This window comes from Nocardia anocheti, assembly GCF_029675105.1.
GTDB lineage: Bacteria > Actinomycetota > Actinomycetes > Mycobacteriales > Mycobacteriaceae > Nocardia.
This window is the reverse complement of record NZ_JAQQFV010000001.1, coordinates 630,847-650,780: the sequence shown is the minus strand read 5'-3', so window position 1 is coordinate 650,780 and position 19,934 is coordinate 630,847. Positions and strand designations below refer to the sequence as shown.

The 19,934-nt window shown below is 68.9% G+C and carries 21 protein-coding genes; 10 read left to right on the top strand and 11 right to left on the bottom strand.

What is annotated here, in order from left to right; translation table 11 throughout:
• Window positions 1-25: 25 nt before the first annotated feature.
• Both QC180_RS03135 and QC180_RS03130 read left to right on the top strand, forming a co-directional pair.
• Window positions 26-1,144, top strand: coding sequence for an NAD(P)H-dependent flavin oxidoreductase (locus tag QC180_RS03135; protein WP_278261010.1), 1,119 nt, complete (start codon window positions 26-28; stop codon window positions 1,142-1,144).
• Between the two features lie 59 nt (window positions 1,145-1,203).
• Window positions 1,204-2,631 carry a threonine/serine exporter family protein gene (locus QC180_RS03130; RefSeq protein ID WP_278261009.1) on the top strand — a complete coding sequence of 476 codons (1,428 nt, stop codon included), beginning with the start codon at window positions 1,204-1,206 and terminating at the stop codon, window positions 2,629-2,631.
• Window positions 2,632-2,642: 11 nt separating this feature from the next.
• On the opposite strand, the gene QC180_RS03125 is transcribed toward QC180_RS03130, so the two are convergent.
• Together QC180_RS03125 and QC180_RS03120 are read right to left on the bottom strand one after the other, a co-directional pair.
• Entirely contained in the window at window positions 2,643-3,410 is a 768-nt protein-coding gene (locus QC180_RS03125) for a FadR/GntR family transcriptional regulator (protein ID WP_278261008.1), read from the bottom strand.
• Window positions 3,411-3,650: 240 nt separating this feature from the next.
• Window positions 3,651-6,023 carry a lysylphosphatidylglycerol synthase transmembrane domain-containing protein gene (locus QC180_RS03120; protein WP_278261007.1) on the bottom strand — a complete coding sequence of 791 codons (2,373 nt, stop codon included), beginning with the start codon at window positions 6,021-6,023 and terminating at the stop codon, window positions 3,651-3,653.
• A 136-nt stretch (window positions 6,024-6,159) separates the two neighbouring features.
• Between QC180_RS03120 and QC180_RS03115 the strand changes: the two genes are divergently transcribed.
• Window positions 6,160-7,089 (top strand): NAD-dependent epimerase/dehydratase family protein, encoded by a 930-nt coding sequence (locus tag QC180_RS03115; RefSeq protein ID WP_278261006.1) that lies wholly within the window; start codon window positions 6,160-6,162, stop codon window positions 7,087-7,089.
• A gap of 101 nt (window positions 7,090-7,190) precedes the next feature.
• Here the strand turns inward: QC180_RS03115 and QC180_RS03110 are convergent, their stop codons facing one another.
• Window positions 7,191-8,123 (bottom strand): MBL fold metallo-hydrolase, encoded by a 933-nt coding sequence (locus QC180_RS03110; RefSeq protein ID WP_278261005.1) that lies wholly within the window; start codon window positions 8,121-8,123, stop codon window positions 7,191-7,193.
• Window positions 8,124-8,258: 135 nt separating this feature from the next.
• Between QC180_RS03110 and QC180_RS03105 the strand changes: the two genes are divergently transcribed.
• Window positions 8,259-8,639, top strand: coding sequence for a hypothetical protein (locus QC180_RS03105; protein WP_278261194.1), 381 nt, complete (start codon window positions 8,259-8,261; stop codon window positions 8,637-8,639).
• Here QC180_RS03105 and QC180_RS03100 read toward each other — a convergent pair.
• From QC180_RS03100 to QC180_RS03090, 3 genes are all read right to left on the bottom strand, one after another.
• Window positions 8,636-9,028 carry an RNA-binding S4 domain-containing protein gene (locus QC180_RS03100; RefSeq protein ID WP_278261004.1) on the bottom strand — a complete coding sequence of 131 codons (393 nt, stop codon included), beginning with the start codon at window positions 9,026-9,028 and terminating at the stop codon, window positions 8,636-8,638. The genes QC180_RS03105 and QC180_RS03100 overlap by 4 nt on opposite strands.
• A 3-nt stretch (window positions 9,029-9,031) precedes the next feature.
• A complete protein-coding gene (locus QC180_RS03095) occupies window positions 9,032-9,592 on the bottom strand; it encodes a C40 family peptidase (RefSeq protein WP_278261193.1) in 561 nt (186 codons plus the stop codon).
• 327 nt (window positions 9,593-9,919) lie between these two features.
• Window positions 9,920-10,216 (bottom strand): hypothetical protein, encoded by a 297-nt coding sequence (locus tag QC180_RS03090; protein WP_278261003.1) that lies wholly within the window; start codon window positions 10,214-10,216, stop codon window positions 9,920-9,922.
• Window positions 10,217-10,324: 108 nt separating this feature from the next.
• Here QC180_RS03090 and QC180_RS03085 point away from each other — a divergent pair, with 108 nt between their 5' ends.
• The 3 genes from QC180_RS03085 to QC180_RS03075 all read left to right on the top strand — a co-directional run bounded on the left by QC180_RS03085 (window position 10,325) and on the right by QC180_RS03075 (window position 13,203).
• Window positions 10,325-11,506 (top strand): AAA family ATPase, encoded by a 1,182-nt coding sequence (locus tag QC180_RS03085; protein ID WP_278261002.1) that lies wholly within the window; start codon window positions 10,325-10,327, stop codon window positions 11,504-11,506.
• A 263-nt stretch (window positions 11,507-11,769) separates the two neighbouring features.
• The gene (locus QC180_RS03080) at window positions 11,770-12,720 is read left to right on the top strand and encodes an alpha/beta fold hydrolase (RefSeq protein ID WP_278261192.1); all 951 of its coding nucleotides are present in this window, start codon (window positions 11,770-11,772) and stop codon (window positions 12,718-12,720) included.
• A gap of 192 nt (window positions 12,721-12,912) precedes the next feature.
• Window positions 12,913-13,203 carry a hypothetical protein gene (locus tag QC180_RS03075; protein WP_071930967.1) on the top strand — a complete coding sequence of 97 codons (291 nt, stop codon included), beginning with the start codon at window positions 12,913-12,915 and terminating at the stop codon, window positions 13,201-13,203.
• Between the two features lie 185 nt (window positions 13,204-13,388).
• Here the strand turns inward: QC180_RS03075 and QC180_RS03070 are convergent, their stop codons facing one another.
• Window positions 13,389-14,567, bottom strand: a complete 1,179-nt coding sequence (locus tag QC180_RS03070; RefSeq protein ID WP_278261001.1) for a thiolase family protein — start codon at window positions 14,565-14,567, stop codon at window positions 13,389-13,391.
• Window positions 14,568-14,775: 208 nt separating this feature from the next.
• Between QC180_RS03070 and QC180_RS03065 the strand changes: the two genes are divergently transcribed.
• Genes QC180_RS03065 through QC180_RS03055 form a run of 3 tightly spaced genes read left to right on the top strand, consistent with a single transcriptional unit; the run spans window position 14,776 to window position 18,309 of the window.
• Complete coding sequence (locus QC180_RS03065; RefSeq protein WP_278261000.1) at window positions 14,776-15,606, top strand: hypothetical protein; 831 nt, start codon at window positions 14,776-14,778, stop codon at window positions 15,604-15,606.
• 28 nt (window positions 15,607-15,634) lie between these two features.
• Window positions 15,635-17,560 (top strand): fumarate reductase/succinate dehydrogenase flavoprotein subunit, encoded by a 1,926-nt coding sequence (locus QC180_RS03060; RefSeq protein WP_278260999.1) that lies wholly within the window; start codon window positions 15,635-15,637, stop codon window positions 17,558-17,560.
• A 2-nt stretch (window positions 17,561-17,562) separates the two neighbouring features.
• Window positions 17,563-18,309: a succinate dehydrogenase/fumarate reductase iron-sulfur subunit gene (locus tag QC180_RS03055; protein ID WP_278260998.1), complete on the top strand. Its 747-nt coding sequence runs from the start codon at window positions 17,563-17,565 to the stop codon at window positions 18,307-18,309.
• 53 nt (window positions 18,310-18,362) lie between these two features.
• Here QC180_RS03055 and QC180_RS03050 read toward each other — a convergent pair whose 3' ends face one another.
• From QC180_RS03050 to QC180_RS03035, 4 genes are all read right to left on the bottom strand, one after another.
• A complete protein-coding gene (locus tag QC180_RS03050; protein WP_278260997.1) occupies window positions 18,363-18,500 on the bottom strand; it encodes a hypothetical protein in 138 nt (45 codons plus the stop codon).
• A 98-nt stretch (window positions 18,501-18,598) separates the two neighbouring features.
• The gene (locus QC180_RS03045) at window positions 18,599-18,814 is read right to left on the bottom strand and encodes a DUF397 domain-containing protein (RefSeq protein WP_278260996.1); all 216 of its coding nucleotides are present in this window, start codon (window positions 18,812-18,814) and stop codon (window positions 18,599-18,601) included.
• Window positions 18,811-19,014: a DUF397 domain-containing protein gene (locus QC180_RS03040; protein WP_278260995.1), complete on the bottom strand. Its 204-nt coding sequence runs from the start codon at window positions 19,012-19,014 to the stop codon at window positions 18,811-18,813. Before QC180_RS03040 ends, QC180_RS03045 begins: the two co-directional genes overlap by 4 nt.
• The gene (locus tag QC180_RS03035; protein ID WP_474646385.1) at window positions 19,011-19,928 is read right to left on the bottom strand and encodes a helix-turn-helix domain-containing protein; all 918 of its coding nucleotides are present in this window, start codon (window positions 19,926-19,928) and stop codon (window positions 19,011-19,013) included. The genes QC180_RS03040 and QC180_RS03035 overlap by 4 nt, the downstream gene beginning before the upstream one ends.
• Window positions 19,929-19,934: the final 6 nt, after the last annotated feature.

Here is a 19,934-nt window from a genome sequence, read left to right as displayed (position 1 = left end):
AAACTAGAACGTGTTACAGTTCGGTATGCGTACCGAATTCTGCGAACAGCTCGGCATCGAGTTCCCCCTCTTCGCCTTCACCCACTGCCGCGACGTGGTGGCCGCGGTGAGCAACGCGGGCGGGCTCGGTGTGCTCGGCGCGGTCGGCTTCACCGCCGAACAGCTCGAGGTGGAACTGGCCTGGCTCGACGAGCACGTCAACGGCATCTACGGCGTGGACCTGGTGATCCCGTCCAAGTACGAGGGCAAGGGCGTCGAGGGACTCAGTCCCGAACAGCTGGAAAAGCAGCTGGCGCAGCTGGTTCCGCAGGGGCATCGCGACTTCGCCCAGCAGATCCTGGCCGACCACGACGTGCCCGCGCTGCCCGAGGGCGAGCACCACAACGAGCTGCTGGGCTGGACCGCGACCACCGCGGGTCCGCAGGTCGACGTGATCCTCAACCATCCCAAGGCCAAGCTGGTCGCCAACGCGCTGGGCACCCCGCCCGAGGACGTGGTCAAGCGCATCCAGGATTCGGGTCGGGTGATCGGGGCGCTGTGCGGCTCGGTCAAGCACGCGATGAACCACAAGGCGGCCGGGCTGGACTTCGTGGTGTGTCAGGGCACCGAGGGCGGCGGACACTGCGGTGAGGTGTCCTCGCTGGTGCTGTGGCCGCAGGTCATCGAGGCGATCGGGGACACGCCGGTGCTGGCCGCCGGTGGCATCGGCAACGGCGCGCAGGTCGCGGCCGCGCTGGCCATGGGCGCGCAGGGCGCGTGGACCGGGTCGCTGTGGCTCACCGTCGAGGAGGCCAATGTGCCGCCCGCGCAGATGGCCACCTACATCGACGCCACCAGCCACGACACCATCCGCTCGCGGTCCTGGACCGGCAAGCCCTGCCGCATGCTGCGCAACGACTGGACCGACGCGTGGGAGTCGGCCGAGACACCCGACCCGCTGCCCATGCCGTTGCAGATGATGGTCGCCCTCGACGGCGTGAAGCGGGGACACCGCTACCCGGAGGCGGCCAAGGACGTGAACTTCAACCCGGTCGGCCAGGTGGTCGGCATGATGAACAAGGTCGAGCGCAGCGCCGATGTGATCAACCGGCTGGTCGAGGAGTACGTGACGGCCTACGACCGCCTGACCAAACTCAACGGATGAATTATTGGAGCGCTGGCGCGCTCGAGTTCGCGCGGCGGGGGTTCTAGACTCACCCTTACATGGCTTCGGAGGACAGCTACAGCAGTTGGCGGGCGGCCCGGTTTCGGGTGCGGCACGCGATCGCCAGTGCTCGGGCGCAGTACACGGCGGCTCTGCCGACTCAGCCCATGCCGCGCCCGCCCGCCGAACCGCCGGTGCCCGCCGATCTGCTGAATCTGCTGTGTCGTCTCGGGGTGGCGCTGGTCGGCGCGGGGGAGACCTCGGCGCGGGTGCAGGAGATCCTGGACAAGCTCTCGCGTCGGTACGGCACCGACAACATCCACTTCATGGTGTTGCCGACGGCGGTGTTCGTGCGGGTGCGCACCGACCACGACTCCGCGATCGACATGCTCGACGCGCGGGTGGGCACGCTGCCGCTGGACCAGATCGCGGGGCTCTACCGGCTCATCGACACGATCGAGCGGGACGCGCCGCCGCCCACCGACGCCTCCCGCGAACTCGACGAACTGCTGGCCGCGAAGCCGGGCAGTCCGCCGTGGCTGATCCTGCTCGGTCAGGTGGTACTGACCGTAGGGCTGGGGATGATGCTCAATCCGGGTGCTCGCGCGCTGGTCGGGTATGTGGTGCTCGGGCTGGTGGTCGGGGTGCTCACCCAGCTCGCCGACAAGGTGCGGCTGCTCTCGATGGCGCTCCCGGTGGTCGCCTCGGCGCTGGTCGCGGCACTGTCCTTCGGCTTTCCGGGGGCGCTGGCGGGCGGGCAACCCGAGCAGCTGCTGATCCCGGCGGTGGCGACGTTGCTGCCCGGCGCCATGCTGACCAACGGCACGATCGAACTGGCGACCGGCTCGATGGTCGCGGGGGCGAGCCGGGTGGTCTACGGCATCAACATGCTGTTCCTGCTCGCCTTCGGCATCTACGTGGGCATCAGTGTGCTCGGGCCGCTGGAGAATTCGCCGATCAGCCAGGCCCAATTGGGCTGGTGGGCGCCGCTGCTCGGGGTGCTGCTGATCGGCTTCGGGCATTCGTGGCGGTCGAGCGCGCCGCAGAACTCGGTGGGCTGGCTGCTGCTGGTGCTCTACGTGACCTATGCCGCGCAGTTCGTCGGCAAGACGCTGTCGGGGCCGCTGACCGGCGCGTTCCTTGGCGGGCTGATCGCGGTGCCCGCCGCCTATCTGATCCAGGGCCGCACCAACGCGCCGCCGCGGCAGGTGGCGTTCCTGCCCGCGTTCTGGATGCTGGTGCCCGGCGGGATCAGCCTGACGGGAGTCTCGGAGCTGGTGCTGCACACCACCGGTGGCACGGCGCCGGGTGGGCTGGAGGTGCTGGTGTCGGCGCTGCTGTCGGTGATGTCGATCGCGCTGGGGGTGATGGTGGGCTCGGGGCTGATGGCCACGCGGGCACCGCATGTGGGCACCATTCTCGATTCGATGCTGCCGCAGGGTAGGCACCTACCGTGGCACCACGACAAGCCCGACCCAGACAGCTGACCGGCCGAGGATCAGGCCGTCGCGGCGGTCTCCTCGACGCTCGTCACGCCGACGAGTTCGTCGAAACGGGCCACGACCTTCTCGTGGTAGAGCGCGAAGAGGTCCTCGAACAGGGCCAACTGGGCCTCACTGGGCGCGGACTCGGCGTCCCATACCGCCAGCAGCGCGCGCCAGACGAGCACGTGCAGGTCGGCGGCGACGGCGAAGTAGGCCGAGACCGCCTCGGGCACCTCGACGACCATGTCGGCGATCGAATTGAGCACCGCGCGTTGCATGCTCATGCCGAGCGCGCCGAGCACCTTGCGGATGAGCGCGATCTCGGTGGCGATGATGCGCGGATAGTCGGGCACGGCGTGGCGGGCCATCGCCTCGAGCTCGTCGACGGCGGCGGCGAGCTCGCCCGGATCGAGCACCTTCTCGGCGGCGGTGTAGGCCAGCAGCGCCTCGAGCACGATGCCGCGTTCGACGGCGACGATGTCGGTGAACATCTCGGCGGCCACCGCGGGCGCGGTGATGGAGAAGCGGAACAGGTGGCGGTAGGAGTCCATCCCGCCCTCTTCGCGCACGTCGCGAATGGTGAAGCCCTTGCCGCGGCGGGCCTCGACGAAGCCGTAGGACTCGAGGCGGCCGAGGGTGAGTTGCGCGGTGGCCCGGTTCATCCCGAACTCGTCGGCGACCTGACGCACCGACGGCATCAGCTCGCCGGGCCGGTACTCGCCGGTGGCGACACGACGCGCCAGTTCATCGGCGACGTCGGCGACCACCGTCCGGGATCCCATCGAGAAAACACCTTTCGATCATGCTCCGGTTACGTCCCAGACAGCTTAGGCGCTGAAACCGCACCTCGCACGCACCAGCTGACGCTGTGGGATGGTTCACGTCGGGCGGCCGATCGGGGTGGGGATCCAACCGAACAGCATGTTCAGCGATCCCCCAGCGAACTCCGGAATCCCGCGCAACCACCGGCCCGGGCGGGGACGATGGAACGCGACCGGCGTCGGTTCTGGATCAGACAGGGCTCAGATCATCTGCTTGTTGCCCATCCAGCGCATGATCGGCCAGCCCAGCGCGACGGGAATCCAGCAGGTAAGCACCCGGTAGAGCAGCACGGCGGGCACGGCGATCTCGGCGGGCACACCGAACGCCGCCAGACCACCGATCAGCGCCGCCTCGACGGCACCGACACCACCGGGCGTCGGCGCGGCCGAGGCGAGCGTGCCACCGATCATGGTGACGATGGTGACCGCCACGAAATCGGTGCCGCCGCCGAAGGCTTCGACACTGGCCCACAGCGCCAGCGCCTGACCCAGGGTGATCGCCCCGCAGCCGCCGACGATGATCGCGAACCGCTTGGGGTCCTTGGCGAGATCACCCAGCTCACCGAGCACTTCCATCAGCTGCGGGCGCACCGAGTGGTTCACCCAGCGGCGCAGCTTCGGCACGAACATGAACGCGCCGATCAACCCGCCGACCAACCCGGCCACCAGGTACAGCACCGTCGCGTCGGGCACGATGTGGGCCAGATTGGTCGAGGTGCCCGCCACCACCGAGAAGATCACCAGCAGCACCAGGTGCGTGATCACCTGCATGGACTGCTGCAACGCCACCGCCGCGGTGGCCCGCAGGGTCGACATGCCCGCCTGCTGGAGGAACCGCACGCTCAACGCCAGACCACCGACCCCGGCCGGGGTGGTGGTGGCGACGAAGGTGTTGGCCAGCTGCTCGAGGATCAGATCGCGGGTGCGCACCAGCCCGTCGGCGCACGCGCCCAGTGCCGCGGCGGCGCCCAGATAGGTCAGGCCGGAGATGGCGAGGCCGAACAGCGCCCACCACCAGTTCAGTGTGCGCAGCTGACTGAAGAAGGTGGGCACCTGGCTGAAGAACGGATAGGCCACGTAGACCAGGCCGACCAGCAGCACCAGCTGGATGATCTGGTTGCGGTTGAAGCGGGTGAGCTGCTCGGACTGGATGCGGTCGTGGCCGGTCTGCTCGCGGATCTCCTCGCGCGCGGTGGTCACCACTTTGTTCCACTGCGGCACCGCCTTGCGGATGCCGGTAGGCATGGCCGACTTGGTGAGCCGCCGGGCCGCGGTGACCACCGTGGCCTCGCCGAGCACCTCGATCGCCGCGGACACCGCCTCGTGCTTGCCGAACAGCGAGGTGGTGGTCACCAGCAGCTGCGCGATATCGGACTGGCGCTGCGCGTCCGAGGCGCCGTACTCGGCGAAGGCGAACCCGCCGAAGAGGGTGTCGCCCTGGCAGACCCGCACGTAGTCGGGCGGCAGATCGCCCATGCTGATCTGGTTCTCGTGCAGCCGCAGCAGCGACCGCCACACCCCGGGCAGCACCTGCGCCGAGAGCTTGCGCAAGGGCGTACCGCGCGGGACGGTGTGCGCGAACAGCATCCAGCCGCGTTCGAGTCCGGCCACGGCGACCTGATGCGAGTCGGCCATGCCGAGTTCACCGATGGCGATGCCCAGCAGCGCGCGGTGTTCGACGGCGCGGTGCATGGAACCGTGCAGCGGCGCCGTCTCGCTGGAGCGGAAGGTGATCCAGCGCCAGAGCTGGCGGATCGCGCCGAAGCTGCGCTGGTTCTTGCCGTACATCTCGACGACGATCTCCGACTCGGGCCCGTCGACCTCGGTGGCCAGCAGCAGCGGGCCGCGCCCGGCGGGCCGGTCGACATGGAACGCGCGCACGGTGTAACCGCGCCGCGCGAGCACCCGCACCGCCGCCTCGAGCGGCACCTCCAACGCGGGCGTGCCGACCAGCCAGACGATCACCGCGCCGACCAGCCACCCGACGGCCAGGCCCAGCATGGCCCGCGCGGGCACCACCGCGCTCACCACCAGGTGCATCGGCGCGAACATCAACAGCAGGAACCACATCCAGCGTCGCGGCCGTACCGGCAGCCACGGGCTCGACACCGTGAGCATGGCCGCGAGCATGGCGATCCAGCGCGGGTCGTCGAGGAACTGCGAGAGGAAGGTGTCGAACCGGTCGGGGACGGGCAGGTGCCATTTCGGCGTGGAGATGCCCGAACCGGTGATCGACAGCGCCAGCACCGCGAGCAGCCCGGCGGCCGCGTACCCCACCAACAGTTTCCACTGCCTGCGCAGCATCAACTCGATGAGGATGGCGAACGGCAGTGCCAGGATGAGCATTCCGTAGACGAGGTACACCAGCGTCGACTGATCCGGGCTGAGGAAGCCGACGATGGTGGACACCGAGTCCTCCAGCGCGAGCCACTCCGGGCGGGTGATCAGCGAGCCCGCGACCACCACGCCCACACCGATCCCGGCCAGCACGACCCGGACGATGTCACTGGTACGCCGGATCAGCGGCTGCAGGAGACTTCCCGTGACCGGAATCTCCCGACCGTCGACTCGCATGAGCCGCACGATACACACCGACACGCCGTCGACCCGCCGTGACATCGCACGTGAGGCGGGTCACAAGCCGTCACGAACGCGTGTCGTGGCGCGTCCTGTGGGCAGTGGCGATCTCGAACAACCGGAAGGAATCATCATGCAGGTTCTGCTGGCGGGCGCGACCGGCGCCATCGGCCGTCCCCTGATCCGCGCGCTCACCGCGAACGGCCACGCCGTGACGGCCATCGTGCGCTCCCCCACCGCCGAGACCGTGGTCCGCGAACTCGGCGCCGACGCGGTCATCGCCGACGCGCTCGACCGCGACGGCCTGCTGCGCGCGGTCGAGCGCGTGCGCGTCGACGCCGTCCTGCACGAGGCCACCGCGCTGCGGAAGGTGAAGGCCACCCGCCGGATTCCGGCCGACGACCCCACCGGCCTGCTGCGCACGGTCGGCACGGCGAACCTGCTGGCCGCGGCCGAGGTGGTGGGCGCGCGCCGCTTCGTCACCCAGTCGCTGATCCTCGGCTACGGCTACCAGGACCACGGTCCGCGACCGCGCACCGAGCGCGATCGGTTCGGGGTGTGCGACGGCGGGGTGGCCGACGAGGTGGTGCGCGCGTGCGTCGACGGGGAGCGACAGGTGTTCGACGCGGCGGGCGTCGAGGGGATCGCCCTGCGGTACGGGCTGTTCTACGGGCCGGGCACGTTCAGCGATCTCTTCGCCGGGATGATGCGCAAGCGCGTGCCGGTCGGGCCGCTGGGCCAGGGCGGGGTGCTCAGCTGGGTGCACGTCGACGACGCGGCCGCCGCGACGGTGGCGGCGCTCGAGCGCGGCACCCCCGGCCGGGCCTACAACATCGCCGACGACAGCCCGATCACCTGGGAACGCTTCTTCACCGAGGTCGCCCGCGCCCACCACACACCCCGCCCGATCCGCCTGCCCGCCTGGGCGATCCGCCTGGCCATCCCGTACCTGGGTGCGCTCATGGTCGACACGTCGATGCGGATCTCGAGCGAACTGGCCCACGAGGAACTGGACTGGCGGCCGCGATACGCCGATCTCGCGGCCGGGCTGGCCGCGAGCTAGTTCGGCAGCGCCGGTCGCGGCGCCGACGTCAGCCGGGTGGTCTGCCGTGTCGAAGTCCGTCGAGGGGCCGACGCGGCGGTCGGCGGTGGAACTTTCGCGGGTCAGGTGGGGAGTGGGGTGGTGCGGGCGTGGACGGCCTTGTGGTCGTGGGCCGGGATGACTTCGATGTCGTCGGGGAGGGCGTGTAGGCGGTGGATGGTGTGGAAGGCGGCGGTGCGGTCGGCGTCGGTGAGTTCGCCGAGCAGCGGGGCGATTTCGCGGATCAGGCGGATCTGCAGGGTGGTGAACACCGCGTCGCCCGCCAGCAGGACGCGGGAGCCGTCGTCGACGGCGAGCAGCATGCCGACGCTGCCGGGCGTGTGGCCAGCGAGGTCGACGAGGATCACCGAGCCGTCGCCGAACAGGTCGTGGCTGCGCGGGAAGGTGAGGACCGGCGGGCCGTCGAGCTCGTAGAGGTCGAAGACGCGGCCGAGCAGCGGGCCGCGCGCGACGCCGAGCGGGGCGCGCGGACCGCCCATCGCCCAGCGGTATTCGACGCCGGGCACCCGGATGGGCACCCAGCCGGGCAGCTCGTAGAGCCCGGAGACGTGGTCCCAGTGCAGGTGGGTGGGCAGGACGAAATCGATGTCGACGCCGGTCAGCTCGTGTTCGGCCAGCAACTCGGTGAGCCCGTGCACGGGGTGTCGCGGGGCCACCACCTGGGCCATCGGGAACGGCAGTTCGGGCAGGACGCGTTCGTGCACACCCGTGCACAGGGCCGGGTCGACCAGGAAGGTGGCCCCCGGATGGCGGATGAGGAAGGCCGACATCGTCAGCGGCGTCGTCCCCAGGCTGCGCACACCCTCGGCGACGATCGTGGTCGGCGCCGACCGGCGCGCCTGGTTGAGCGCGGTGAGCGAGACGGTGTTGTAGGCGGGCGGCAGCGGCGCGCACTCGAGCGCGGCCAGGAAGCGCGAGTCCTTCCCGCGCGGCCACAACAGACGCGGAACCGTGGTGGTGGCACCGACACAGCAGGCGAGAAGCGTCGATAACATTCTCGTGCGGTCGGCCATAGTTGCCACCGTAGGCGATCACCTCGAGCGCGACCACCGAACTTTCCGAGCGGAACGCCCGGCGACATTCCGGCAATCGGGCATGCGGGGGCGGATGATGGGCCGATGGGAACCCAAATCGTGCAGGTGCAGTGGAAATCCACGCCGGAGGAGCACGACTACCCGGCGGCCGCCGACTATCTCGCGCTACTCGCCGAAGACGCGGTGGTGGACGCGATCGTGGCCGATCTGCGCGCCGCGCCCATCGTGGTGAAGAAGGCCAAGGACATCCTGCGCGCCTCCCGGCTCGAGGCCCTCACACCGGACAATCCGCACGTACGCCGGGATCTGCTCAAGGTCACCGAGGGCAAGAAACTCTCGCCGGTGCTGTTGGTGCGCGGCGATTGCCGGGCGAATGTGCCGATGCTGATCGCCGACGGCTACCACCGGGTGTGCGCGCTGTACTGGGCCGACGAGAACATCGAGATTCCCGCCAAGCTCGCCGCGATGCCGCGCTAGTCGGTCCGGCCCATCAGACGGTCGGTCTCGCGCCGTTCGCGTTTCGTCGGCCTGCCCGCGCCACGATCACGACGCGGCAGCGTGGCCAGGACTTCCTTGGGCGGCGGCGGTGGGCTGCGGTCGATCAGGCATTGCGCCGCGACCGGCGGGCCGACCCGCTTGTGGATGACGCGCTCGACGACGACGATCCGTTCGATGCCCGCGTGCCTGATCCTGACCTCGTCACCGAGCTTGATCTGCTGCGCGGGCTTGACCGTCACCCCGTTGACGCGCACATGCCCGGCGCGGCACGCCTCCGCGGCGGCCGAGCGGGTTTTGAACAAGCGCACCGCCCAGGTCCACGAATCCACACGGGCCTGGGTGGTCGAGCGTTGTTCGGCGGGGGACACCCCTTAGACGATACGGCGAGCCGTCACCACGTCGTCGGGGCTGAGGTGGGTGTAGGACACCGGGGTGCCCGACTGCACGGCGTTGAGCAGCTTGCCGTCACCGGCGTAGATGCCGACGTGGCCGCCGCCGTTGGTGATCACGATGTCACCGGCCTGCAGGTTGTCGAAGGAGACGGGCGCGCCGACGTGCGACTGCTCGAAGCTGGTCCGCGGCAGTTCCACACCGGCCTGCCGGTAGGCCCACTGCACGAGGCCGGAGCAGTCGAAGGTGGACGGACCGGCGGCGCCCCAGTTGTACTGGGCGCCCAGCTTGGTGCGCGCGGCGTCGAGGGCGATATTGCCCGCGGTCTGCTGCTGCTGGAAGGGGTTGTCGAACTCGATGCTCGGCAGCTGCGGCGCGGCCTGGCCCTGCGGGGCGACCATCGACTGCAGCTGGGTCTCCAGCTGCTGCGCGGGCTGTTCGAGCTCGGGCGGCAGATCGAAGCTGCCCAGACCCGGGATGTTGATCGTGGCGGCCTGCGAAATCGCGGGCATCGCACCGGTCGTGGCGGCCACCGCACCCATGACGAGCGCACCCTTGACGGAATTCGGCAGTCGAGAATCCCGCTGCAAGCTGTGTTTACCCACCGAGACGAGTCTCCGATCTTGCTGCTCCACCACCGGCATCGAAATCGCTTGGCGACGACGATTGTTCGGCGGTGACTCAATGGCGCCGTTTCTCTGACGAAGCGACAGACTCCACTAAGTCACGAGAAGATTACGGCCTGTGATGCACACTGTCCAGCGAAGCGCGCAACTTGTTTTCCCGCACGCGCGAATGCCCAGGAAATCGGGGGCACGACCGGCGTGTCGCCACACGTCACGGTGCGGTGTCGGCGACCGGGCCCGGCGTTACGCGCCGCGCTCGCGCAGGGCCTGTTCCAGTTGATCGATGCGGCGGCGCGCGTCGGCGAGGTCGTGCTCGAGCCTGCCGATGGCCACCACGGCGGGCCCGATCGCGAACGCGGCGATCATCTGCGGGTCCGCGTAGCCCTGCTCGATCATGCCGAGCACCACCTGTTTGACGGTGTCGGCCAGGTGCGCGTCGGTCGGCAGCTCCCAGCCCCGCTCGACCATCTCGGCCGCGGTCCGGATCTCGGTGTCGACGTCGACCGGTTGGGGCCGGGACTCCTCGAACTCCTCGGACATCGTTCTCCGTTCCGGTCGCGCGGGCTGTCTGGGCATCGCTAGCAGTATCTAGGACACGGCCCAGAGTTACCGAGATTCCGCTGTGCCGACGCGCTACGGTTGTCCGGCATGGACCCCGTGCGCAATCCGTATGCTCCCGGCGCCGGTCAGCGTCCCCCCGAATTGGCCGGGCGCGACAAGCAACTGGCCGCCTTCGACATCGTGCTCGAGCGGGTCGCCCGGGGCAGGCCCGAGCGCAGTGTGATGCTCACCGGGCTGCGCGGGGTGGGAAAGACGGTGCTGCTCAACCAGCTTCGCTCGGCGGCGGTCTCGCGCGGCTGGGGTACCGGCAAGATCGAGGCGCGCCCGGATCAGGATCTGCGCAGGCCGCTGTCCTCGGCGCTGCACATGGCGGTGCGCGCGATCGCGATGGCGCACCGCAATCCCGAACAGGTCGACGACTTCCTCGGCATCCTCAAGGCCTTCGCTTTGCGCGCCACCGCCGACAAGGGCATGCGCGAACGCTGGCAGCCCGGTATCGACGTGCCCGCCGTGACCGGTCGCGCCGATTCCGGCGATATCGAGATCGATCTGATCGAGCTGTTCAAGGAGGCCGCCGCGCTGGCCGCGGCGATCGGTGTGGGCATCGGCATCTTCATCGACGAGATGCAGGACCTCGGCCCGGCCGACGTGTCGGCCATCTGCGGCGCCTGCCACGAACTGAGCCAGGACGCCGCGCCGCTGATCGTGGTCGGCGCCGGACTACCGCATCTGCCCGCCGTGCTCTCGGCGTCCAAGAGCTACTCCGAGCGGCTGTTCAGTTATCACCGCATCGACCGCCTCGATCGCGAGTCGGCCGATCTGGCGCTGATCGCGCCCGCCGAGCGCGAGGAGGTGAAATTCACCGAGGGCGCCCTGGATTCGCTCTATCAGCGCGCCGACGGCTATCCGTACTTCGTCCAGGCCTACGGCAAGGCGGCCTGGGATCAGGCGCCCGAGTCGCCGATCACCGCCGAGGACGTGGCCGTGGCCTCCCCCGCGGCCGAGGAGGAACTGGCCGTCGGCTTCTTCGGCTCGCGCTACGAGCGCGCCACTCCCGCCGAGCGCGAGTACATGCGCGCGATGGCCGACCTGTCCGGTGACGACGGCCCGGTCGCCACCGCGGCGGTGGCCGCCGAGCTCGGCCGCAAGCCCGCGTCGGTCTCCCCCGCTCGCGACGGCCTGATCAAGAAGGGCCTGATCTACTCCGCCGAACGCGGCACCATCGGCTTCACCGTCCCGCACTTCGGCCGCTATCTGCGGAGCGTATGACTCTCTGTCATCGTCTAGTGGAAACCCCAGAATCGGGCAGATAGTCCTGCGCACGCGACTCGTCAGCAGGATCTAAAACTTTCTTGGCCAGACGCTAGAGAGCCGAAGATTTCCCTGGGTAACGATGGAGGGGCGCCCGGGATCGGTTGCGCATCGGCTGGATAACGCGAGGGTTGACCGGCTAACGGGATGGAAATCCAGTCCGAAAATCCCAGCAGGTACACACCATGACGGTGCGTCCCGCCGGACCGGAGGAGGCCGCCATGTCTCAGACCTTCGCTACCGCAGATCTCTACGGCCGCCGCGCGACAGTGGTCGCCGACGACGGTGTCCCGATCGCGGTCCGGGCCTTCGGCGCCGACAACGCCCCACTCACCGTGGTGTTCGTGCACGGGCACTGCCTGCACACCGAATCCTGGGCGATCCTGCGCGAACAGCTGCTGCGGCAGTGGGACACCGACACCAGGATGGTGTTCTACGACCACCGCGGCCACGGCGAATCCGGGCACGCCCACCACGCCACCTACACCATCGACCAGCTCGCCACCGACCTCGACGCGGTGCTGCGCGCGGTGGCCCCGGCAGGCCCGGTGGTGCTGGTCGGCCACTCGATGGGCGCGATGGTGCTGCTGGCCTACGCGCGGCTGTTCCCCGCGACGATCGGCGCGCGGGTGGCCGGGATCGCGCTCATCGCGGGCGCCGCGGGCGGGATCAGCGAGGTGGGCCTGGGTCGGCTGCTCAACCGGCACGCGGTCGCCTCGCTGCAGCACGCGGTGGTGCGCGCGCCGCGGGTGATGCAGGCTTCGAAGCGCCTGTCGCGCTGGATCTTCGGACCGCTGCTGCGCGAGGCCGGGTCGGGCACCCGGCGGGTGAACCCGCGCGTGGCCTCGATCGCCACGGCGGTGCTCGGGGAGACCTCCCTGCTCACCGTGGCGGCCTTCCTGAGCTCGCTGCTCGACTTCGACGAGGCTCGCACGCTGGCCCGGCTCGGCGATCTGCCCGCGCTGGTGCTGGCCGGATCGGCCGACCTCATGGTGCCGTTCACGCACTCGGTGGTGCTGGCCTCACAGCTGGCGGGCGCGGAGCTGGTGCGCATCGAGGGGGCCGGGCACAGCGTGATCCTGGAGTGCGCCGAGGAGGTTGCCCGGTCGATTGCCGCGCTGGTCGAGCGCGCGGGTTCGGGACTGCGCGACCGCTACGCCGTGGCGGGCTGAATACCCGGAGTTACCGGATGGCAACCAGGGAATCCGGAGCAACCCGGGCGTGATCCGAAAAGTTCGGTTACTGTGGTGGAGATCACGTTGTGTGGTGAGTCACACGACTCGGTGCAGTGCGGCCCGGGGTTTCACGGGCATGCCTGGTGATCGGACGAGTCGGTGTGCCCGCCATATACACAGGAGGTAACGATGACACGCAGCGATATCGCGGAACTGCGCTACGCGGTCGGTCAGCTCCGGCAATCGATCGGCGCACTGCGCTCCAACTACGGCGACGCGGCCACCGTGCGCCGGTTGGAGAACGACCTCGAGCGGCTCGTCATCGATGCCGAGGAGTTCGAGCAGGCGCCACCGCCGGAGTTGGCCGTCCCCCGCCGATCCGAGCCGATCTACGTTCCGGACAGCAAGTCCGACGAGGCGGCCTGGATGGGCGCCCAGGACGAGGGCCTCGGCTTCCACTCCCGGCCCAGGACCAAGTAGAAAGACCTGTTTCACCAGCACAGCGGCCCTGATCCCAGGGCCGCTGTGTTCATTTGCGGCTGGCGCCGCGGGTTCTCGGCCCTGAGGCCTCGATCTTCCCTCCCGGCGGGTACTCCTTCGTCGCACCCTCTGGTCAGTCCAGATCGAGGCGGCCGAGAACCGACCGCTCGTCGTGCACCGGCCGATCAGGCGCGGTGGCGGCCGAAGCGGCGCGGGGCCGACCCGTGGAAACGCGCGCCGCGCGGGGTCTCGGTGGGGGTGTCCACTTCGGCCGACTCGAACAGCGCGGCGATGCCGTGGTCGTGGCCGAGGGCGATGGCCTCGAGGGCGTAGCGGCCGCCGGTGCGGCTGAGTTCGTGCAGCATCGTGGTCATGATCCGCAGGCCGGTGGCGCCGACCGGGTGGCCCAGCGCCAGGTCGGAGCCGTTCACATTGAGGCGGTCGTGCGGGTCGAGGTCCCAGGCGGCGGCCAGGGCCAGGACCTCCACGGCGTAGCCCTCGTTGATCTCGAGCAGGTCCACCTCGTGGATCGAGTGTCCGGTGCGGCCGAGCAGTTTGGCGACGGCGGGCGCGGCGCCGAGGGCGGGGCCGTCACTGTCGCAGCCCGCCGCCGCCCACCCGGCCAGGAAGGCCATGGGGGTCAGGCCGAGTTCGGCGAGGCGGTCCTCGGCCACCACCAGGCAGGCCGACGCGCCGAGCCGGTGCGCGCTCATATTGCCGACGGTCACCACGCCTCGGCGCAGCAGCGGCGCCAGACCGGCCAGGGTGTGGGTGGACAGATCGTCGAGCACGCCCTCGTCACGGCTGATCCGGTGGTCGCCGAACCCGGCCACGCCCACCGGCACCACCTCGGCGCCGAAGCAACCCTGCCGCCAGGCCCGGGCCGCCTTGCGATGGCTGGCGACGGCGAATTCGTCGGCGGCCTGCCGGTCGATGCCGTAGTAGCGGGCCAGTTCCTCGGCGTTGTGCAGGCCGTCGGCCCCGCCGGGCGGACCGGTGGGGGCGGCGGTGCACTCCACCCCGCCCGCGACCACCACGTCGGCGGCGCCGGTCTGCACCATCATCGCGGCGGTGATCACCGCCTGGAGGCCGCTGGCACCGTGCCGGTCGGTGAGGAAGCCGGGTACCGAGTGCGGTAACCCGGCGCCGCGCGCGGCCAGCGCGCCGATCGCGGGCACCTCGGCCAGGCCACCGTCGACACAGGCCATGGCGACGTCTTCGATGCGGAGCGGGTCGATGCCCGAGCGCTCGATCACGGCCGACAGGACCGTGGTCGCCAGCCACTCGGCGGGCATTCCCGACAGTGCGCCACCCGCCACCCCACTGGGTGTCCGCACGGGTGCCACGATGGCGGCTCTTCTCATGCGCACAGGGCACCACAGCTTTGTTGCACCGGGATGACACACAGTCGCAGGGGTTACGTTGTGACAGAGATCACCGGCATTCCTCTCGAGCGGATGGGTGAGACCCGGCTCGAGCGGCGCGAACACAGGCGTATGGTGCTCCACATCACAATCCGCCGCGGTGGGGCATGATGGACCGCCGCACACCGAGATCAGCGAGGCATCCATCGTGAGTGCCGCACCGACCACCACCCGCGCCGCGGGGACGGGTGTGTTCAGCAGGACCAGGGCCCGCATCTCCGCGCGCACGCTGCGCACCGACCGCTGGTGGTTGCCGCCGCTGCTCACCGCGCTCGGTCTGGGCGCGTTCATCGGCTACGCGACGATCAGATCGTTTGTGCGCACGGCCTACTGGGTGCCGCAGTACCACTATCTCACCCCGTTCTACTCCCCCTGCCTGAGCGATTCGTGCGTGCCCGGCTCCAGCCACTTCGGTACGCCCTTCGGCGAACTGCCGATGTGGATTCCGCTGGGTTTCGTGGTGCTGCCGTTCCTGCTCGGTTTCCGGCTCACCTGCTACTACTACCGCAAGGCCTATTACCGTTCGGTGTGGTTCTCCCCGCCCGCCTGCGCGGTCGCCGAACCGCACGCGCGCTACACCGGCGAGACGCGGCTGCCGCTGATCATCCAGAACTCGCACCGCTACTTCTTCTATGTGGCCGTGCTGGTCTCGCTGGTCAACAGCTACGACGCGCTCACCGCCTTCCACGGCGCGAGCGGCGGATTCGGTTTCGGCCTCGGCAATCTGGTGCTGCTGGGCAATGTGATCCTGCTGTGGGCCTACACGCTGTCGTGCCATTCCTGCCGACACATCGCGGGCGGGCGGCTCAAACACTTCTCCGCGCATCCGGTGCGGTACTGGCTGTGGACCCAGATATCCAAGCTCAACACCCGGCACATGGCCCTGGCCTGGACCACCCTGGGCACCCTGGTGCTCACCGATTTCTACGTGATGCTCGTGGCCAGCAACACCATCTCCGACCTGCGGTTCGTCGACTGACCCGCGCCCGAATCGAGGAGCTTCATCGATGTCTGAAGTGGAACGGCACGACTACGACGTCGTGGTGATCGGCGCGGGCGGCGCGGGTCTGCGCGCGGTGATCGAGGCACGCGAGCAAGGACTTTCGGTCGCGGTGGTGTGTAAGTCGTTGTTCGGCAAGGCGCACACCGTGATGGCCGAGGGCGGCTGCGCGGCCTCGATGGGCAATGCCAATGACAAGGACAGCTGGCAGACGCATTTCAAGGACACCATGCGCGGCGGCAAGTTCCTCAACAACTGGCGCATGGCCGAACTGCACGCGCAGGAAGCGCCCGCGCGGGTGTGGGAGCTGGAAACCTATGGCGCCCTGTTCGATCGGACCCCCGACGGGCGGATCAGCCAGCGCAACTTCGGCGGTCACACCTATCCACGCCTGGCCCACGTGGGTGACCGGACCGGCCTGGAACTCATCCGCACCATGCAGCAGAAGATCGTCTCGCTGCAACAGGAGGACTACGCCGACACCGGCGACTACGAGGCCAGGATCAAGGTCTTCGCCGAATGTACCGTCACCGAGCTGCTTCTCGACGATGGCAGGATCGCCGGGGCGTTCGGCTATTGGCGTGAGACCGGCGGATTCGTCCTGTTCCAGGCACCGGCGATCGTGCTGGCCACCGGCGGAATCGGCAAGTCCTACAAGGTGACCTCCAACTCCTGGGAGTACACCGGCGACGGCCACGCGCTGGCCCTGCGCGCGGGCGCGACTCTGATCAACATGGAGTTCCTGCAATTCCACCCCACCGGCATGGTCTGGCCGCCGAGCGTCAAGGGCATCCTGGTCACCGAGGGCGTGCGCGGTGACGGTGGGGTGCTCAAGAACTCCGAGGGCAAGCGGTTCATGTTCGACTACATCCCGCCGGTGTTCAAGGGCCAGTACGCCGAAACCGAGGCCGAGGCCGATCAGTGGCTGCGCGACAACGATTCCGCGCGCCGCACCCCCGACCTGCTCCCCCGCGACGAGGTCGCCCGCGCCATCAACGAGGAGGTCAAGGCTGGTCGCGGCACCGAACACGGCGGCGTCTACCTCGACATCGCCTCCCGCATGCCCGCCGACGAGATCGTGCGCAGGCTCCCGTCCATGCACCACCAGTTCAAGGAACTGGCCGATGTCGACATCACCGCCGAGCCCATGGAGGTGGGCCCGACCTGCCACTACGTGATGGGCGGTATCGAGGTCGACCCCGATACCGGCGCCGCGCTCACCCCCGGCCTGTTCGCCGCGGGCGAGTGCTCCGGCGGCATGCACGGCTCCAACCGGCTCGGCGGCAATTCGCTGTCCGACCTGCTGGTCTTCGGGCGCCGCGCGGGCCTGGGCGCCGCCGCCTACGTCCAGCGGCTCACCACCCGGCCCACCCCCGCCGAGGCCGACATCACCGCCGCCGCGACCGCCGCGCTGGCCCCCTTCGACCCGCCCGCCACCGGCGACGGCGAGAACCCCTACACCCTGCACGCCGAACTCCAGCACACGATGAACGATCTGGTCGGCATCATCCGCAAGGAACACGAGGTGCGCGCGGCCATCGACACCCTCGCCGAGCTGCGCGCCCGGTACGCGAACGTCGCCGTCGCGGGCGGTCGGGCATTCAATCCGGGCTGGCATCTGGCGCTGGATCTGGCGAACATGCTGCTGGTCAGCGAGTGCGTGGCGCAGGCCGCGTTGCGGCGCACCGAGAGCCGCGGCGGACACACCCGCGACGACCACCCCGGCATGAACCCGGACTGGCGCAACACCCTGCTGGTCTGCGCGGTGGACCCGGCGACCGCCGACGAACCGGTCCCCCTGGTGCGCGTCACCAGCGCCGAGCAGACGCCCATGCGCGCGGACCTGTTCGCCCTCTTCGAATTCAGCGAGCTCGAGAAGTACTACACCCAGCAGGAATTGGCCGTCCATCCGGCGGCCGAGGGAAAGGCGTGACGATGGGGTACGACGCCCGGTTCCGGGTCTGGCGCGGTGACATCGACGGCGGCGGCCTGCACGACTTCACCGTGCTGGTCAACGAGGGCGAGGTGGTGCTCGACATCATCCACCGCCTGCAGGCCACCCAGGCCCCCGACCTGGCGGTGCGCTGGAATTGCAAGGCGGGCAAATGTGGTTCGTGTTCGGCGGAGGTGAACGGGCGGCCGCGGTTGCTGTGCATGACGCGGATGTCGACGTTCACGCCCGAGGAGGTCATCACCGTCACCCCGATGCGCACCTTCCCGATCATCAAGGATCTGGTCACCGACGTCTCGTTCAATTACGAGAAGGCCAGGGAGATACCGTCTTTCACCCCGCCCAAGGATCTCGCTCCCGGCGATTACCGGATGCGACAGGTGGATGTGGAACGCTCCCAGGAGTTCCGCAAGTGCATCGAGTGTTTCCTGTGCCAGAACACCTGTCACGTGGTGCGCGACCACGACGAGAACAAGGACGCCTTCGCGGGCCCGCGCTATCTGATGCGGATCACCGAACTGGAGATGCATCCGCTCGACGTCGCCGACCGGCGCGAATTCGCCCAGGACGACGCGGGCCTGGGCTATTGCAATATCACCAAATGCTGCACCGAGGTGTGCCCGGAACACATCAAGATCACCGACAACGCGCTGATCCCCCTGAAGGAACGTGTCGCCGACCGGAAATACGATCCGATCGTCTGGCTCGGTAACAAACTGTTCAGACGGTGATTCAGCAGGCACCGCGGGGCGCGCCGAGCAACGAACCCCGCGGTGACCTCTGCCTACAAGACAGCGACAGTCCCCACCGCGACTAATCCGACCAGTAATCCGATGAACAGCGCCGAGAGCAACGAACTGGTGAGTACGTAGATTCCCATCGCGGACACTGCGAAGAGCAGCAGCACGATCAGGCGTTCCACGCCGTCCTCCGGCGCCAGCCTCCGGTACCGGGGTGGCATTTTCTTCAACCCTCGGTCCATGATGAGGGATTACCCGCCGGACAGTGATCCAAACGTGATCAAGGGCGATCGAACTCGCCGTCTTGTACGCCCGCGGTGAACGCCGACCATTCGCTCGGGGTGAAGATCAGCACCGGACTGTCGGGATTCTTGCCGTCACGCAGGGCCACGTAGCCCTCGGCGAGCATCGCCACCTCCACGCTGCTGCCCTCCCCCGCGGTTCCCGACCGCAGCCAGGTGGCACCGGCGGTGTCGACGGAACGCTTGGTGTTCATCGGGCGAACGCGCCGCTGTCGATGCCGCGGGTGAACGCGTCCCAGCTCGCACCGTCGAAGACCAGCGCCGGACCAGCCGGATTCTTGCTGTCGCGCACCCCGACGTGACCGTCGTAGAGGAACGCGACCTCGACGCAGTCCTTGCCCGCACCGCTGCGGGTGCTCTTGAACCAGTGCGCGCCGACGAGATCGAAACTCATGCCACATACTCCTTCGCGACCTGCCGCAGCAGGTGTCTACTCGGTTGAATATCCAGCGCATGGCGCTGGAGGCACTCGTGAGCCCGGTCGTACCTACTGACATCCGTACGTCGTTCCAGGTAGAGATCGCCGGTGAAGCCTTCGGCGTACACCACCGGTGGTTCGACCGGTTGCCCCTTGCTGTCGGTGCCGAACTCGAGAACCGTGAAAGGTCCGGTGGAGACTCCGAGTGGTACACCGGCGGCAAACGGCAGGATACGCAGCGTCACATTGCCTCGGGTGCTCGTGTCGGCAAGGTGGCGCAACTGCGCAGCCATCACCTTTGCATCACCGACGATGCGATGCAATACCGATTCGTGCAGAACCACGTCGATCTCGGCCGGGGAATGCCTGCGGGTGATCAGTGCCTGCCGTTGCAGTCGCAGGGAAACCCGGCGGTCGAGCTCGTCGACCGAATCCTGGGGATAGCCCAGCTGATTGAGCGCGCGAGCGTAGTCGGCGGTCTGCAACAGACCGGGGACCAGCTCGGATTGATAGGCGCGCAGCCGGTGCGCGGAGGCCTCCAATCCCACGTAGATGTCGAAGTTCTCGGGAATGAGATCGCCGTAGGCGTGCCACCAGCTCTTGACCGCCGCCTGCTGGGCCAGGCCGGTCAGGCCCTCGGCGAGATCGTCGGGAATGCCGTAGATCCGGCACAGTTCGCCGATGTCGATAGTCCGGATCCGGTCGGCCTGGCCCTTTTCCAGCCGCTGCAGGGTGCTGGCACCCCACTCCATCAGTTTGGCCGCCTCGGCGATGGTCAATCCCGCCTGGGTGCGCCAATCCCGCAGGTAGCGGCCGAGTTGTCGACGTGGCAGGGTCGAGGAGACCCCCGCCGACGGCGCGCCTGTCCCGGTCGAGGTATTCGATGCCACAGCCCC